The organism is Phenylobacterium sp. GW823-FHT02A09 (assembly GCF_058797775.1).
This window is the reverse complement of the sequence record NZ_JBXAJZ010000005.1, coordinates 106,730-120,522: the sequence shown is the minus strand read 5'-3', so window position 1 is coordinate 120,522 and position 13,793 is coordinate 106,730. Positions and strand designations below refer to the sequence as shown.

The 13,793-nt window shown below is 68.5% G+C and carries 11 protein-coding genes and 1 riboswitch; of the genes, 6 read left to right on the top strand and 5 right to left on the bottom strand.

Features of this window, described 5'->3' with window-relative positions; genetic code table 11:
- Positions 1 to 3: 3 nt before the first annotated feature.
- The 3 genes from AC1Q87_RS20700 to AC1Q87_RS20690 form a co-directional block, all read right to left on the bottom strand.
- Complete coding sequence (locus AC1Q87_RS20700) at positions 4 to 492, bottom strand: YcnI family copper-binding membrane protein (RefSeq protein WP_492610721.1); 489 nt, start codon at positions 490 to 492, stop codon at positions 4 to 6.
- Positions 480 to 2,531, bottom strand: coding sequence for a TonB-dependent receptor family protein (locus AC1Q87_RS20695; RefSeq protein WP_492610720.1), 2,052 nt, complete (start codon positions 2,529 to 2,531; stop codon positions 480 to 482). The genes AC1Q87_RS20700 and AC1Q87_RS20695 overlap by 13 nt, the downstream gene beginning before the upstream one ends.
- A 67-nt stretch (positions 2,532 to 2,598) precedes the next feature.
- Complete coding sequence (locus AC1Q87_RS20690; RefSeq protein ID WP_492610719.1) at positions 2,599 to 2,931, bottom strand: DUF2946 family protein; 333 nt, start codon at positions 2,929 to 2,931, stop codon at positions 2,599 to 2,601.
- A gap of 144 nt (positions 2,932 to 3,075) precedes the next feature.
- On the opposite strand from AC1Q87_RS20690, the gene AC1Q87_RS20685 reads away from it, so the two are divergent.
- The 3 genes from AC1Q87_RS20685 to AC1Q87_RS20675 all read left to right on the top strand — a co-directional run bounded on the left by AC1Q87_RS20685 (position 3,076) and on the right by AC1Q87_RS20675 (position 8,477).
- Positions 3,076 to 4,878, top strand: a complete 1,803-nt coding sequence (locus AC1Q87_RS20685; protein WP_492610718.1) for a cation:proton antiporter domain-containing protein — start codon at positions 3,076 to 3,078, stop codon at positions 4,876 to 4,878.
- 489 nt (positions 4,879 to 5,367) lie between these two features.
- Positions 5,368 to 6,558, top strand: a complete 1,191-nt coding sequence (locus tag AC1Q87_RS20680; protein WP_492610717.1) for an OmpA family protein — start codon at positions 5,368 to 5,370, stop codon at positions 6,556 to 6,558.
- A 134-nt stretch (positions 6,559 to 6,692) separates the two neighbouring features.
- The gene (locus AC1Q87_RS20675) at positions 6,693 to 8,477 is read left to right on the top strand and encodes an SLC13 family permease (RefSeq protein ID WP_492610716.1); all 1,785 of its coding nucleotides are present in this window, start codon (positions 6,693 to 6,695) and stop codon (positions 8,475 to 8,477) included.
- On the opposite strand, the gene AC1Q87_RS20670 is transcribed toward AC1Q87_RS20675, so the two are convergent.
- Positions 8,474 to 9,031: a TMEM165/GDT1 family protein gene (locus AC1Q87_RS20670; protein ID WP_492610715.1), complete on the bottom strand. Its 558-nt coding sequence runs from the start codon at positions 9,029 to 9,031 to the stop codon at positions 8,474 to 8,476. The genes AC1Q87_RS20675 and AC1Q87_RS20670 overlap by 4 nt on opposite strands.
- A gap of 78 nt (positions 9,032 to 9,109) precedes the next feature.
- A riboswitch (yybP-ykoY riboswitch) is annotated at positions 9,110 to 9,256 on the bottom strand.
- 324 nt (positions 9,257 to 9,580) lie between these two features.
- On the opposite strand from AC1Q87_RS20670, the gene AC1Q87_RS20665 reads away from it, so the two are divergent.
- From AC1Q87_RS20665 to AC1Q87_RS20655, 3 genes are all read left to right on the top strand, one after another.
- Entirely contained in the window at positions 9,581 to 11,446 is a 1,866-nt protein-coding gene (locus AC1Q87_RS20665) for a ribonucleoside-diphosphate reductase subunit alpha (protein ID WP_492610714.1), read from the top strand.
- 320 nt (positions 11,447 to 11,766) lie between these two features.
- Positions 11,767 to 12,606: a lipid A-modifier LpxR family protein gene (locus AC1Q87_RS20660; protein ID WP_492610713.1), complete on the top strand. Its 840-nt coding sequence runs from the start codon at positions 11,767 to 11,769 to the stop codon at positions 12,604 to 12,606.
- A gap of 171 nt (positions 12,607 to 12,777) precedes the next feature.
- Entirely contained in the window at positions 12,778 to 13,023 is a 246-nt protein-coding gene (locus AC1Q87_RS20655) for a DUF2798 domain-containing protein (protein WP_492610712.1), read from the top strand.
- 20 nt (positions 13,024 to 13,043) lie between these two features.
- Here AC1Q87_RS20655 and AC1Q87_RS20650 read toward each other — a convergent pair whose 3' ends face one another.
- On the bottom strand, positions 13,044 to 13,697 hold the full coding sequence (locus tag AC1Q87_RS20650) for a glutathione S-transferase family protein (RefSeq protein WP_492610711.1): 654 nt from the start codon (positions 13,695 to 13,697) through the stop codon (positions 13,044 to 13,046).
- Between the last annotated feature and the right edge of the window lie 96 nt (positions 13,698 to 13,793).

The following is a 13,793-nucleotide window of genomic DNA, read 5'->3' as shown; positions in this document are numbered from 1 at the left end:
CCTCTAGTGCTGATGGGTTTCGGCCGCAGCGGCCTTGGGCGTGACGACGAGCGCGGGCGCCGGATGGCTGGCCCGTTCGCCCGGCGAAGGGATCTCCGTCCATTGGCTCTCGTCGGCGCCGCAGGACTGTACGGTCGGGAAATAAAGCGTCGTGGGCTGGTCGGGCAGTTTGAACAGCACCGCGAACTCGTCGAACTGGTCGCCCGGCAGCTCGCCGCGCCAGATGACGGCGACGACCTTGCCGTCCCGGCGCTCGATCTCCAGCGCCCAGCCCGGCTTGGGGCGGGGCCGGGCCGAGGCCATTTCGGCCGGAATCTCGATGCGCAGCGCCGTGGTCGCCGCCTCGCCGCAGCCGTGACCGACGCGGAACACGACCGCCTGATAGGCGCCGGCCTCCGCCCGGCCCGGATCGGCGACGACGTGCGCGCCGGCCGCGCAGGGCAGGGCCAGGAGCGCGCCCGCGCCGATCAGCAGGGTTCTCAGAACGCCCATGTCACGCCTCCGAACACCGAACGGCCTTCGCCAGGGAAGAACACCGCCTTCGACACGCTGGGCAGCCGCGCGTCGGTGATGGCGCTGAAGTTCGAGACATAGCGCTCGTCGGCCAGGTTGCGCGCCTCGACGAAGACGCTGACCCCGCCTGGTCCGCGCCAGCCGCCGCCCAGCGACCAGACCGCATAGGACGGCGCCTTCAGGGTGTTGGCGTAGTCGACATAGGTGTCGGTGATCGACCATTCGACCGAGGGGGCGATGAACCAGCCGCTGGGATGATCGTAGCGCAGTTCGGCCCGGTAGAGATGCTCGGGCACGACCGGCAGCCGGTTGTCGCCATAGACGCCGTCGCCGTCGAAGCGGAAGTCCGACCAGGCGTAGGTCTGGCGCAGTCTCAGCCCGCCGACCCGCCAGTCGAGCCCGGCCTCCAGGCCCTGGTGGATCGTCGGCCCGGCGTTGAAGGTGGCGGCCGGAATGCTGGGCGTGACCACGAAGTTCAGCAGCTCGTTCTCCAGCTCCGCCCGATAGAGCGCGACGTCCCAGGAGATGGCGCCCCGCCGGCCGCGGGTCCCGATCTCGGCGGTCCAGGCCTCCTGCGCCTTCAGCGGCGCGAAGCCGACGAACGGTCCCGTCTGCACCAGGGCGCTGAAGTTCGGCGGCTCCACCGACTTGGTCAGGTTGGCGAAGGCCTGCGCCCCGTCTTGCGCCTGCCACAGCAGCCCGACGCGCGGGGCGAACCACTCGTAGGAGATCGAACGGTCGGCGCTGTGGTTGAGGGTGTTGCGGAACTGCCGGTTCGCCGAGCCGAGCGAGCCGCCGCCGACCAGGGCCAGCTGGTCGGTGACGAACAGCCGGCCCTCGGCGAACACGTCCAGGGCGCGGGCGTTCTGGCGGCTGTCGGCCCGCTTTTCGCCCTTCGAGGACTTCAGGTTCACCCATTGCAGGGCGTCCAGGTCGCCGAGCCGCGCCGAAGCGCCGACGAACAGGTCGGCGCGGCGGCCGCCCAGCTCGCCCTCGACGTCCAGCCGGCCGAACGCGCCCCAGTTGCGGCTCTCCTGGTCGATGACCTGGAAGATCGGGTGGTCGAGGTCCTTCCAGCTTGCATAGACCCCGCCCTCGAACACGGCGTTGTCGGCCACCCGCCAGCGGGTCTGCAGCGTGCCGCGGACGCTGCGCATGTTGCGCTGGTACTCGTTGGCGATGTTGCCGGGGCTGGCCTTGCGCGGCGAGTTCAGCGCCTGGCTAAGCTCGACGGCGCCGGGGATCTCCTGGTCGACATTGTGGCCCGACAGGATGAAGCGCAGCTCGCGGTCCTCGCCGAAGGTGCGGCCGATGTTCAACGACACGTGCTGGGCGGTCTGGTCGCTCTGCTCGCGCCAGCCGTTGGCGGAGATCGCGGTGGCGGCGGCGAACATGTCCCACTCGCCCCACTGGCGGGCGACCTCGCCGTGACCGCGGATGGTGCGGTACGAACCGCCGTCCAGCCGCAGCAGGTTCTGTGCGCCGGCGTCCTTGCCGGTCGGCGTCACCATGTTGATCGCTCCGCCCAGCAGCGCGCCGCCGAAGCGCAGGGCGTTGCCTCCCTTGTAGACCTCGGTGAAACGGGCGATCAGCGGGTCGATCTGCTGGAAGTCGCCATAGCCGTCGGCCTCGTTGAAAGGCACGCCGTCCTGGGCCAACAGCGTCCCGCGATTGTGGTTGGGATTGCCGATCCCCGAACCGCGGATCGAGAGCCGGGTGTCGTCGCCCCACTTCTTCTGGGCGTAGACGCCGGGCACGTCGCGCAGGGTCTCGGCCAGCCCCTGGGCGTAGCGGTCGCGGTAGGCCTCCGCCGAGATGACGGCCACCGCGCCGGGGGTTTCGGACAGCCGGCGGCGGGCGTCGGCCACGACGGGCGGATCCTCGGGATCGGGATTGGCGGTGACGATCACCGCGTCGACGAGCGGGCCGGCGTCGTCGGCGTGGGCCATGGCGGGCAGCGAAAGGGCGCTGGCGGCGAGCAGCAGCGCGCGCGGCGAGGCGCGCAGAAAAGCGAACATGTCTGGTGGTGTCCCTGGACGTACGAGAAAGGCCGCAGGCGCGCGGGGCGCTGCGGTCGGCTTAGGCTCAGACGTTCAGGGAAGGGGGCCCTTGGCCGGGCGGGCGCGGCGGCGCGCGGGCGCGGGGCTGCAGGGTCGGCGCGGGCGCCGCGTGACGCACGACGACGCCGGCGTAGGCGACCGGGGCGACCGCCAGTTCGGGGGTGACGACCACCGCCATGCTCGCGGCCAGACAGTCGTGACAGGGCAGGCCGGCGAAGCCGCTCTTACGCTCCTGGCCGTCGGCGCCGATGACCACGGTCTTGGCCCCGGTCTCGGTGCAGAGCTCGACGCGGACGGTCGAAAACGATTCGGCCGCCATGGCCGCACCCGGCAGCAACGCCTGGGCAAGCAGCGCCACGAGGGCCGCAAGGACCCCCAGGCTCGCTCGCGTCGCGCGCTTTTTTCGACCGAAGTGCATGGGCGGGCGTCTTAAGGGCTGCCCGACGGGTTACGCAAGAGGCGTCGAAACCCCATAGTGGCGCTCATCACAGAAGGAGAGCGCATGGAAGGTCACGTTTCGCCCGGCGAGTATAAGGACGTCGTTCTCTTTCTCGCCACCGCCGGCGTGATCGTGCCTTTGTTCCGCCGTTGGCGGATCAGCCCCATTCTCGGCTTCCTTGGGGCGGGAGTCGTGCTCGGCCCTTTCGGCCTGGGCGCCCTCAGCGGCGCCTTTCCCTGGCTTAGCTACTTCACTATCGCCAATGCCGGCGAGATCGCCCAGCTCGCCGAGTTCGGCGTCGTCTTCCTGTTGTTCATGATCGGGCTGGAGCTGTCGTGGGAGCGGCTGCGGCTGATGCGGCGCTGGGTCTTCGGCATGGGCGCGCTGCAGGTGACGCTGTGCCTGGCGGCCATCGCCCTGGCCGGCATGACGCTCGGCCTCGACATCGCGCCGGCCGTGGCCATCGGCGCGGCCCTGGCCCTGTCCTCGACCGCCGTGGTCATGCAAATCCTGACCGAGCACAAGCGCCAGCACTCGCCGGCCGGGCGCGCGACCTTCTCGGTGCTGCTGTTCCAGGACCTGGCGGTGGCCCCGATCCTGGTGACCCTGGCGATCATCGGCCGCGGGGGCGACGGCGAGGCGTTTTCGCCGCGGCTGCTGCTGGCCTTCGCGCCTGCGGCGCTGGGGGTGATGATCCTCGTCGCGTTCGGCCGCCTGCTGCTGCGCCCGATGCTCAAGTCCGTGGCCCGGGCCAAGAGCGAAGAACTGTTCATGGCCGCCTGCCTGCTGGTGGTCATCGGCGCCGGGCTGGTCAGCGCGCTCACCGGCCTGTCGATGGCGCTGGGGGCCTTCATCGCCGGCCTGCTGCTGGCCGAGACCGAGTACCGGCACGAGGTCGAGGTCACCATCGAGCCGTTCAAGGGCCTGCTGCTCGGCCTGTTCTTCCTCTCGGTCGGCATCGGGCTCGATCTGTCGCTGCTGGCCGCTCAGCCCTGGGCGATCCTCGGCATGTCGGTCGGCGTCGTGGCGCTCAACGCCACGGTGGTGTTCGGGCTGGGGCGGCTGTTCGGCCTGCCCTGGCGCGGGGCGCTGGAGGCCGGGCTGCTGCTCGCCGGCGGCGGCGAGTTCGCCTACGTCATCCTCTCGGCGGCGATGGGCGACGGCATCGTGCCGCGGCCGCTGGGCCAGATGGTGCTGGTCTCCTCGACCATCTCGATGATGTGCATCCCGTTGCTGGCGGCGCTGGGCCTGAAGCTCGGCGGCCGCAAGACCGGCGGTCAGGGGCTGTCGGCCGAACCGGTCGCCCCGCCGGCCGCCGATCCGGCCGGGGCCGACGCCCCCAAGGTGCTGGTCGTCGGCTATGGCCGGGTCGGCAAGCTGGTCGGCGACATGCTGCACCGGCACGACATCGCCTGGGTGGCGGCCGAGCGCGACCCGAAGCTGGTCGAGGCTGCGCGCCACGCCGGCGAGGCGATCTACTTCGGCGACGCCTCGCGCCAGGAGTTCCTGCGCCGCTGCGGGTTGGAGACCGCTCCGGCCCTGGTGGTGACCATGGATTCGCCCGAGGGCGTGGAGGCGATCGTCGCCACCGCGCGGGCCATGCGTCCCGACCTGACCATCGTCGCGCGGGCCCGCGACGCGCGCCAGGCGGCGCGGCTCTACGAGCTCGGCGCCACCGACGCCGTGCCCGAGACGGTTGAAGCTAGTTTACAATTGTCGGAGGCGGTTCTGGTTGAGATCGGCGTGCCAATGGGACTAATCATCGCATCGATCCACGAGCGGCGGGATGAGTTCCGAAAGGCGCTCAACCGGCCCGAGGCCCTGGGGGGAAGAGTCCGGCGCTACCGACGCGCGCAAGAAAACTGACGGTCGCGGCGGAACTAAGCCGTAGGGGGGACGTTGTCCGCTCGAACCGGAGGCGGGATTCGCGTCTTAGGCGAAGGGGGAGTGATCAGCCAGACAGTTGAGCGATTGCCTGTGGTACGCGGATGTTCGCGTGCCAAGCGGACTGGACGGTCCCGGTGAGTGCGCTCATAGTTCAAGAGAATCAACCGGCTTCAGTCGGGCCGCACGCGCGCTGGGTAGCGCGCCGGCATTTCCGAACTGGATCGGATAACAAGAATTCGGCGTCGCGGTGGAGCCCAGGGCACATCGTTGGCGACCGAACGAGGGATGTGTCTCTCGCCCCGAAGTTGATCGCCGAGGGGAAGAATGTGTAACGTCCTGGGGTTGGATTTGAGAGGCGCCACGAATTGGCGAAGGTGTTGCTCTGGCGACACTTTCGTAATGGTTGGCCCTTGATATAACAGCGCTGGGTCATTTGGCCGCAGCAGAGGGCAAGAGAGGGCTCTGAATATGAAATTCAAACTCCTAGCGGGGGCCGCCCTGGCTGCGGTTTTCGCCGCGTCGGGAGCTTCGGCTCAAGAAGTCGGTTGGTACGGCGCTGTCGACCTCGGCTACCACTGGCCGGACGGCATCGACGGTGAATCGTCGAACAACTCGGCTGGCGGCTCGCCCTACAACTGGACGTTCAACCAGGAAGAGGATTGGACCGGCTTTGCTCGTCTCGGCTACCAGCTGAACGAACATTGGCGCGTCGAACTCGAAGGCGGCTACCGTCCGGGCGACATCGAGTCGATCCGCGGTGGTTCGAACAACTCGATCCTCGGCCTCTGCACCCCGGGCGTGGTGCGCTCGGCCGCTGCTCCGAACTGCGGCGCGGCCTCGGGTGACGTCACCTCGTGGACCCTGATGGGTAACGTGATCTATGACATCGCCCCCGGCGCGGTCATCAATCCGTTCGTCGGCGCCGGTATCGGTATCAACCACGTGAAGGTCGACACCGTCGGCCAGTTCTCGTCGGTGACCGGTGCGTTCAGCGCGACCAACCCGTCGATCCAGAACCTGAGCATCGACGACGACGACACCGCCCTGGCCTGGCAGCTGATCGCTGGTCTGGCCTGGCGCGCGACCGATCGTCTGAACGTGGACCTGACCTACCGCTACCTGGGCGGCACGGACCTCGACTTCGCGTCGACCGGTTCGCACGCTCTGCAGCCGGGCGTCTTCACGGGCGAATACACGGACCAATCGGTGACCGTCGGCCTGCGCTACTCGTTCGCGCCGCCGCCGCCCCCGCCGCCGCCTCCGCCGCCCCCGCCGCCGCCTCCCCCTCCGCCTCCGCCTCCGCCGCCGCCTCCGCCGGCGTATGAGGCCAAGCAATTCATCGTCTACTTCCCGTTCGATCAGTACGTGCTGACGCCGGAAGCCCAGACGGTGATCCAGGAAGCTGCGACCTACGCGACCAGCGGCAACGCGACTCGCCTGATCGTGGTCGGCCACACCGACACCTCGGGTTCGGCTGCGTACAACGTCCGCCTGTCGGAACGTCGTGCCAAGGCCACCGCCGACGCTCTCGTGGGCCTGGGCGTGAACCAAGCCGCGCTGCAAGTGGACTGGAAGGGCGAAACCCAACTCGCCGTCCCGACCGCCGACGGCGTGAAGGAACCGCTGAACCGCCGCTCGACGATCGACATCAACTTCTAAGTCGATCTCGGCGATCAGCCGAACTAGCGAAGAGCCCGGCCGAAAGGCCGGGCTCTTTTGCTTTGGGGCCGCAGCCTTCAACGCCGAGCGGCGTTGTCCAAGCTCCACCGCACGGGGTGGGGCAGGTAGCGACGATGACGCTCGACCAGGGACTGGCCTTCGGGCTCATCGCGCTGACCATCGGCGCCTTCATCTGGGGCCGCTTCCGCTATGACGTCGTCGCCGTCTGCGCCTTGCTGGCCGGCGTGGCGATCGGCGTGGTGCCGGCCAAGAGCGCCTTCGACGGCTTCTCCAACGACATCACGGTGATCATCGCCGCGGCCCTGGTGGTCAGCGCCGCCTTCGCCAAGTCCGGCATCGTCGAAGCGGTGCTGCGGCCGCTGATCCCGAAACTGAAGACCGAACGCAGCCAGGTGCCGGTGCTGACCGCGGCGGTGACCCTGCTGTCGACCGCCACCAAGAACGTCGGAGCGCTGGCGATCCTGATGCCAGTGGCCCTGCAGCTCTCGCGCCGCACCGGCTCCTCGCCCTCGCGGCTGCTGATGCCGATGGCGTTCGGCGCGATGCTCGGCGGCATCGTCACCTTGGTCGGCACCGCGCCCAACATCATTGTCTCGCAGGTGCGCGAGGAGCTGCTCGGCAAGCCGTTCGCGATGTACGACTACACTCCGGTCGGCCTGGCGCTAGCGGTGATCGGCTTCGTGTTCCTGGCCTTCGCCTACAGGATCCTGCCCAAGGACCGCGCGCCGGCCGTGAACCTCGAGGAGGCGCTGGCCGCCAACGCCTACATCACTGAGGTCGAGGCCCCCGATGACTGGTCCCTGGCCGGGACCCGCGTCGGCGAGCTGCACGAGCTGGCCGGCGGCGAGGCGCGGGTGATGATGCTGCTCAGCGGCGGGCGTCGTCGCGCGCGGCCGCACCCGAACACCAAGGTCCGCCCCGGCGACGTGCTGCTGCTGCAGGGCGAGCCCCAGGCCCTCGACGAACTGATCAATCGCGGCAAGCTGCGCCTGACCCGCTCCGACCGTCCGGTCGCCATGGAGGAGCCGACCGACGAGGTCCGCGTCGTCGAGGCGGTGGTCGGCGGGGAATCGGAGCTGATCGGCCGCTCGGCCCAGCAGTCGGATCTCTACGGCCAGCATGGCGTCAACCTCCTGGCGGTCAGCCGTTCGGGCTTCGATCTCAAGCAGAGCCCCAGCCGTATCCGCCTGCGCTCGGGCGACATTGTCGTGCTGCAAGGCTCCGAGCGCACCCTGCCCACCGCCCTGGCCGCGCTTGGCCTGTTGCCGCTGGCCGAGCGCGAGGTGCGGCTCGGCGGCATTCGTCACGCGGTCGCCCCGGCGGTGATCCTCGCCGCCGCCATGGTGCTGGTCGCCTTCCAGGTGGTTCCTGTCGCCATCGCCTTCTTCGGCGCGGCGGTGGCGATGATCGTGGTCGGCGCGCTGCGCATGCGCGAGGCCTACGCCGCCGTCGACGGGCCGCTGATCGTGCTGATCGCCGCGATGATCCCGGTGTCGGAGGCGATCTCGACCACCGGCGGCGCGGAGCTGATCGGCGGCTGGCTGTCCAGCGTCTTCCGCGGCCAGTCGCCGATGATCGCGCTGGTCTCGATCATGGCCGTGGCCATGGCCGCCACGCCGTTCCTCAACAACGCCGCCACCGTGCTGATCGTCGCCCCGGTCGGGGCGAGCATGGCCAAGCAGCTCGGCCTCAACCCCGACCCGTTCCTGATGGCGGTGGCGGTCGGCGCGGCGTCGGACTTCCTCACCCCCATCGGCCACCAGTGCAACACCCTGGTGATGGGGCCGGGCGGCTATCGCTTCGCCGACTATTCCAGGCTCGGCGCGCCCCTGACCTTGCTCGTTCTGGTCTTGGGCGCGCCGTTGATCGCCTGGTTCTGGCCGCTGACGGGCGGCTAGCTCGCGACCAGGATCCACACGCCGATCGCCGCGAAGCACGCCGCCGCCGCCCAGCGGATGTACTTGAGCGGCAGGCGCGTGGCCGCGGCCTCGCCGATCAGCACCGCCGGGACGTTGGCGATCATCATGCCCAGCGTGGTGCCGGCCGCGACCAGCAGCACCTGGTGGAACTTGGCCGCCAGGGCGACGGTCGCCACCTGGGTCTTGTCGCCCATCTCCACGAAGAAGAACGCCACCAGGGTGGTCAGGAACACGCCGGCCCGGTCCTTGGGCTTGTCGCTTTCCTCGAACTTGTCGGGAATCAGCGCCCAGATCCCGAAGCCGATGAAGGCCACGCCCAGCACCCACTTCATCCAGGGGCCGTTCAGCAGCGCGGCGGCCGCGACCCCGACCCAGGCGGCCAGGGCGTGGTTGGCGATAGTGGCGACGAGAATGCCGAGGATGATCGGCGCCGGTTTGCGGAACCGCGCGGCCAGCAGCAGGGCCAGCAGCTGGGTCTTGTCGCCGATTTCGGCGACGGCCACGAGGCCAGTGGAGACGAGGAAGGCTTCCATGAAGAACAGGCGTCCGGGCGGGGTCGAGACATACCAATGGCCTTCCGCGCCACCGACCCCGCATGGACCGACGCACGAAAGCCAAAGGTCTCGCCAAGCGCCTGGCCGCCGAAGCGACTCAGGTCTTTGCCGAACACGCCATGCGCCCGATCAAGCGATCTTCGGCAAGTTTGTTGACGCGTCCCCCGCTGGAGCTACGGGCGGCTACTCCCCAGTGACGGGGTGTGGATAGGGTGGTGGTCCGCGGTGGGCAAGTGCGAACGACTCGCGATTGAATCGCCCCCAGTTTTCACAGTCGCGTGAGCAGAGGCTTTGTCCGGGCGCGGAGCGCCTGTGGAAAACTCAAGCCCGCCAAGCCCTGGCTGCAAAGGTAAATGCGGCGTTAACGAAATTCTCGTGGGGATGACCGCTCCAGACCGTTGACGAGTCATTAGCCTTCATGGCCCCATATGGAGCGTATCGGGGGCGGGGCAGCCACTAGATATAGCGGTGAATACGGCCGGGCGGTGTCCCGGAGGCAAAGCGTCTGATAGTTATGGGTTTTGGGGCATGAGCAGCGGCGAAGCGGTGATGCGGACGGTTTCGGAAGCGACCCAGACGGCCCCGGATCGGGCTGACCGGCCTGCGCTTCAGCTCGTCCGGAAGGTCGAGGTGGATCGCTCGCGCGACGCCCTGCTGACCGATTTCGGCAAGACGACCCTCGAAGACCGCTACCTGCTGGCCGGCGAGAGCTACCAGGACATGTTCGCCCGCGTCGCGACGGCCTACGCCGACGACGCCGAGCACGCCCAACGGATCTACGACTACATCTCGAACCTCTGGTTCATGCCGGCCACCCCGGTGCTTTCGAACGGCGGCGCCGGTCGCGGCCTGCCGATCTCCTGCTTCCTGAACGCGGTCGGCGATTCGCTCGACGGCATCCAGAGCGTCTGGAACGAGAATGTCGCCCTGGCCTCCAACGGCGGCGGCATCGGCACCTACTGGGGCGGCGTCCGCTCCATCGGCGAGAAGGTCAAAGGCGCGGGCCAGACCAGCGGCATCATCCCCTTCATCCGCGTGATGGACTCGCTGACCCTGGCGATCAGCCAAGGCTCGCTGCGCCGCGGCTCGGCCGCTGTCTATCTCGACATCCACCACCCGGAGATCGAGGAGTTCCTCGAGATCCGCAAGCCGTCGGGCGACTTCAACCGCAAGTCCCTGAACCTGCACCACGGCATCAACATCACCGACGAGTTCATGGAGGCCGTGCGTGAAGGCGCCATGTTCGGCCTGCGCTCGCCGAAGAACCAGGAAGTGCTGCGCGAGGTCGACGCCCGCTCGCTCTGGCAGAAGATCCTCGAGATCCGCCTGCAGACCGGCGAGCCCTACCTGATCTTCTCCGACACCGTGAACCGCTCGATGCCGCAGCATCAGCGCGACCTCGGCCTGTCGGTGCGCCAGTCGAACCTGTGCTCGGAGATCATGCTCCACACCGGCACCGACCACCTGGGCCACGAGCGGACCGCGGTCTGCTGCCTCTCCTCGGTCAACGCCGAGAAGTTCATGGAGTGGCGCGACCACCCGACCTTCATCGAAGACGTGATGCGCTTCCTCGACAACGTGCTCGAGGACTTCATCCGCAGCGCGCCGCCGGAAATGAAGAACGCGGTCTACGCCGCCCAGCGCGAGCGCTCGGTGGGCCTCGGCCTCATGGGCTTCCACTCCTTCCTGCAGATGCAGAACGTGCCGTTCGAGAGCGCCCTGGCCAAGAGCTGGAACATGCGCCTGTTCAAGCACCTGCGCCGTCAGTGCGATGCGGCCTCGCGCACCCTGGCCGCCGAACGCGGCGCCTGCCCGGACGCGGCCGAAAAGGGCGTGATGGAGCGTTTCAGCCACAAGCTGGCGATCGCCCCGACCGCGTCGATCTCGATCATCTGCGGCGGCACCAGCGCCGGCATCGAGCCGATCCCGGCCAACATCTACAGCCACAAGACCCTGTCGGGCACCTTCGCGGTCAAGAACCCCTACCTCGAGCGCCTGCTCGACGAGAAGGGCAAGAACACCTCGCAGGTCTGGGACACGATCCTGGAGAACGAAGGGTCGGTTCAGCACCTCGACTTCCTCAGCCAGGACGAGAAGGACGTCTACAAGACCGCCTTCGAACTCGATCAGCGCTGGGTCATCGAACTGGCCGCCGACCGCACCCCGGACATCTGCCAGTCGCAGTCGGTCAACGTCTTCCTGCCGGGCGACGTCGACAAGTGGGACCTGCACATGCTGCACTGGCAGGCGTGGGAGCGCGGCTGCAAGTCGCTCTACTACCTGCGCTCCAAGTCGGTGCAGCGCGCGGCCCACGCCGGCGGCGAGGGTACGGCCATGGTCATCGACGCGCCGTCCGAGCGCACCGACTACGAAGAGTGCCTGGCCTGCCAGTAGGCGCCTGCTTCTAACCGCCGCCCCTCTCGGCGGCGGGAAAAACTCAAAGACCTGAGTCGAGGGGCCGCCGCGCCCCTCGACGGCTGTTGGGGCGCCGCCTTCGCCGCACCTCCGCTCGACGACGGCGCGCACGAATTGCGCGCATTTTCCTAGTTTTGTCCCAGTCTGGCGCAGTTTCGCGCCCGCTCACGCGCCACCTCAGGTGTAAACCCGATGTGACGCAGGGCAGAGGAACGGATTTCCCGTTGGCGTCATTCCATCATCATGGAAGGGTGCTTGTTGAGCCGCACGCTCAACGATGCGGTACGGGAGAATCGCTGATGAGGCTGTTGGCTGGGCTGGCCATCGCCTTGAGTTTTGGCGCTGCGACGGGGGTCGCCGCCCAAACACCGAGGCCTGCGGACGCCATGCAACTGAAGGACGCGACGACGTTCGCGCCCGACAAGGCGCCGAAGATCCGACAGGACGACTTCTCGAACATGGTCGAGCGCGAGCAGTTCGCCGCCGACGGGGCCCCGGTCCGCTGGAGCACCAACAACTTCCAGCTCGGCAAGACGGAGCGCGGCTCGGTCGACAACCTGCGGCTCAGCGTCGGCGGCGCGGTACGCTCGCCCAGTGGCCTGCCGGCCAACATCGATCCGCGCGCCGCCCAGTTCGACGCCGACGCCTACGAGGTGGCGGTCACCCGTGACTGGGCGCCGGTGCGCATGAGGGCCGGCGAGCTCGACGTCGCGGTCACGCCGCACACGGGCGTCGGTCTCTCCAACAGCGGCGGCCAGGCCGAGGCCGGCGCCACCCTGACCGTCGCCCAGAAGCGCGACGGCGAGGTCGAGGACCGCCTCAACGATCTCGGCGTTCGCGACGGCAAAGCCTATGGCGACCAGGGACGTTGGTACCTGTTCGCCGCCGCCAGCGGCCGCGCGGTCGGCCTCAACGTGCTGCGCAACGGCAACAGCTGGGACGGCCAGGGCCTCACCACCGATCCGTCCAGCGCCCTGGTCGGCGACGCCCATGTCGGCGTGGCCTACCGCAAGGGCGCGCTGCAGACCTCGTTCGGCTACATCCACCGCGAGGTGAAGGGCGAGCACATGGTCTTCGGCCAGGAGACCAAGGAAGACTCGGTGCTGGCCTTCACCTTCTCGATCAAACCGCAGAAGTGACGCAGTCGATCGTACTTGCGATATATCGAAGTTTCGCTAAGACGGGCTCCGCAGCGCGTCCCGTGCTTCCGTAAGCGTTTACGTCAGCCAACGCATCCACCCTGCCCAGCCGGGCGAGGGCTAAAGGTCCTGACGGGCCGGATGCATCGCGCGGCGTTTACGGAGTTCCATATGCCTGCACTTCCCCGCCGGCTGCCCGCGCGTTTCGCGGGCGTCGTCATGCCGTTCGTGCTTTCCATCCTGATGACCTTCATCGTCTCGGGGATTTCGACCCTCAAGAGCGTCGGCGCCACGCCGGCCATGCCCGCCGCCTGGATGGGGGCCTGGGGCGTCTCCTGGCTCGTCGCCTTTCCGGCCCTCTTGCTGTTGCTGCCGGTCGTCCGGCGCATTGTCGCACTGATCGTCGAGCCGGCCTGACCGGCGGGCGGGGAGGGCGCTCAGCCCTCCCATGCCCCTTCGAACGGCATGCGCTGCGCCCAGAAGTTTGCCAGCCGCGGCTCGGCGTCGACGCGGCGGACCACCGCCGCCAGCTTCGGGGCGACCTGGTAGAAGACCTTCCGCCGCGGGGTCCAGCGCGACATAACCGCCACATAGAGGTCGAGCACGCTCACGGTCTCTCCGAGGATGTAGTCGCCCGGCGCGACCTGCTCGTCCATCATCCGCCAGCAGTCGGCGATCCGCTGGGCGGTGCGCTCGCTGATCACCTGCTCGGCCGCGGCGTCGGCCGCCAGCCGGCTCGGGTCGTCGCGCACCCAGAACATCGAATATACCTGCGCCGGCAGGTAGATCATCCAGCGCAGGAATTGCGCCCGGTCCGCCGCGTCGATCGCCGGCGCCAGCCGCGCCTGCGGATGGCGATCGGCCAGGTGGATGAGGATCGCCGCGCTCTCGGTCAGCAGTTCGCCCTCCGGCGTGATCACCGCCGGCACCTGGCGCAGGCGGTTGACCTCGCCCACCGCATCGGCGGCGGCCGTGCTCGCCCAGGGCGCGTTCTCGATCACCCGATAGGGCAGGCCGAGCAGGGTCAGCGTGGCTTCGACGGGGACCGATCCCGATCCGGCCGCCCCGTGGACGACATATTCACCGCTCATCGTTCATCCCCGTGTTTCACAACATCTTGCGTGTGATGTGATGACCCAACCACAAGATATGCCCTTTCGCTGACGCCCTATCGGCGCCTAGATAGG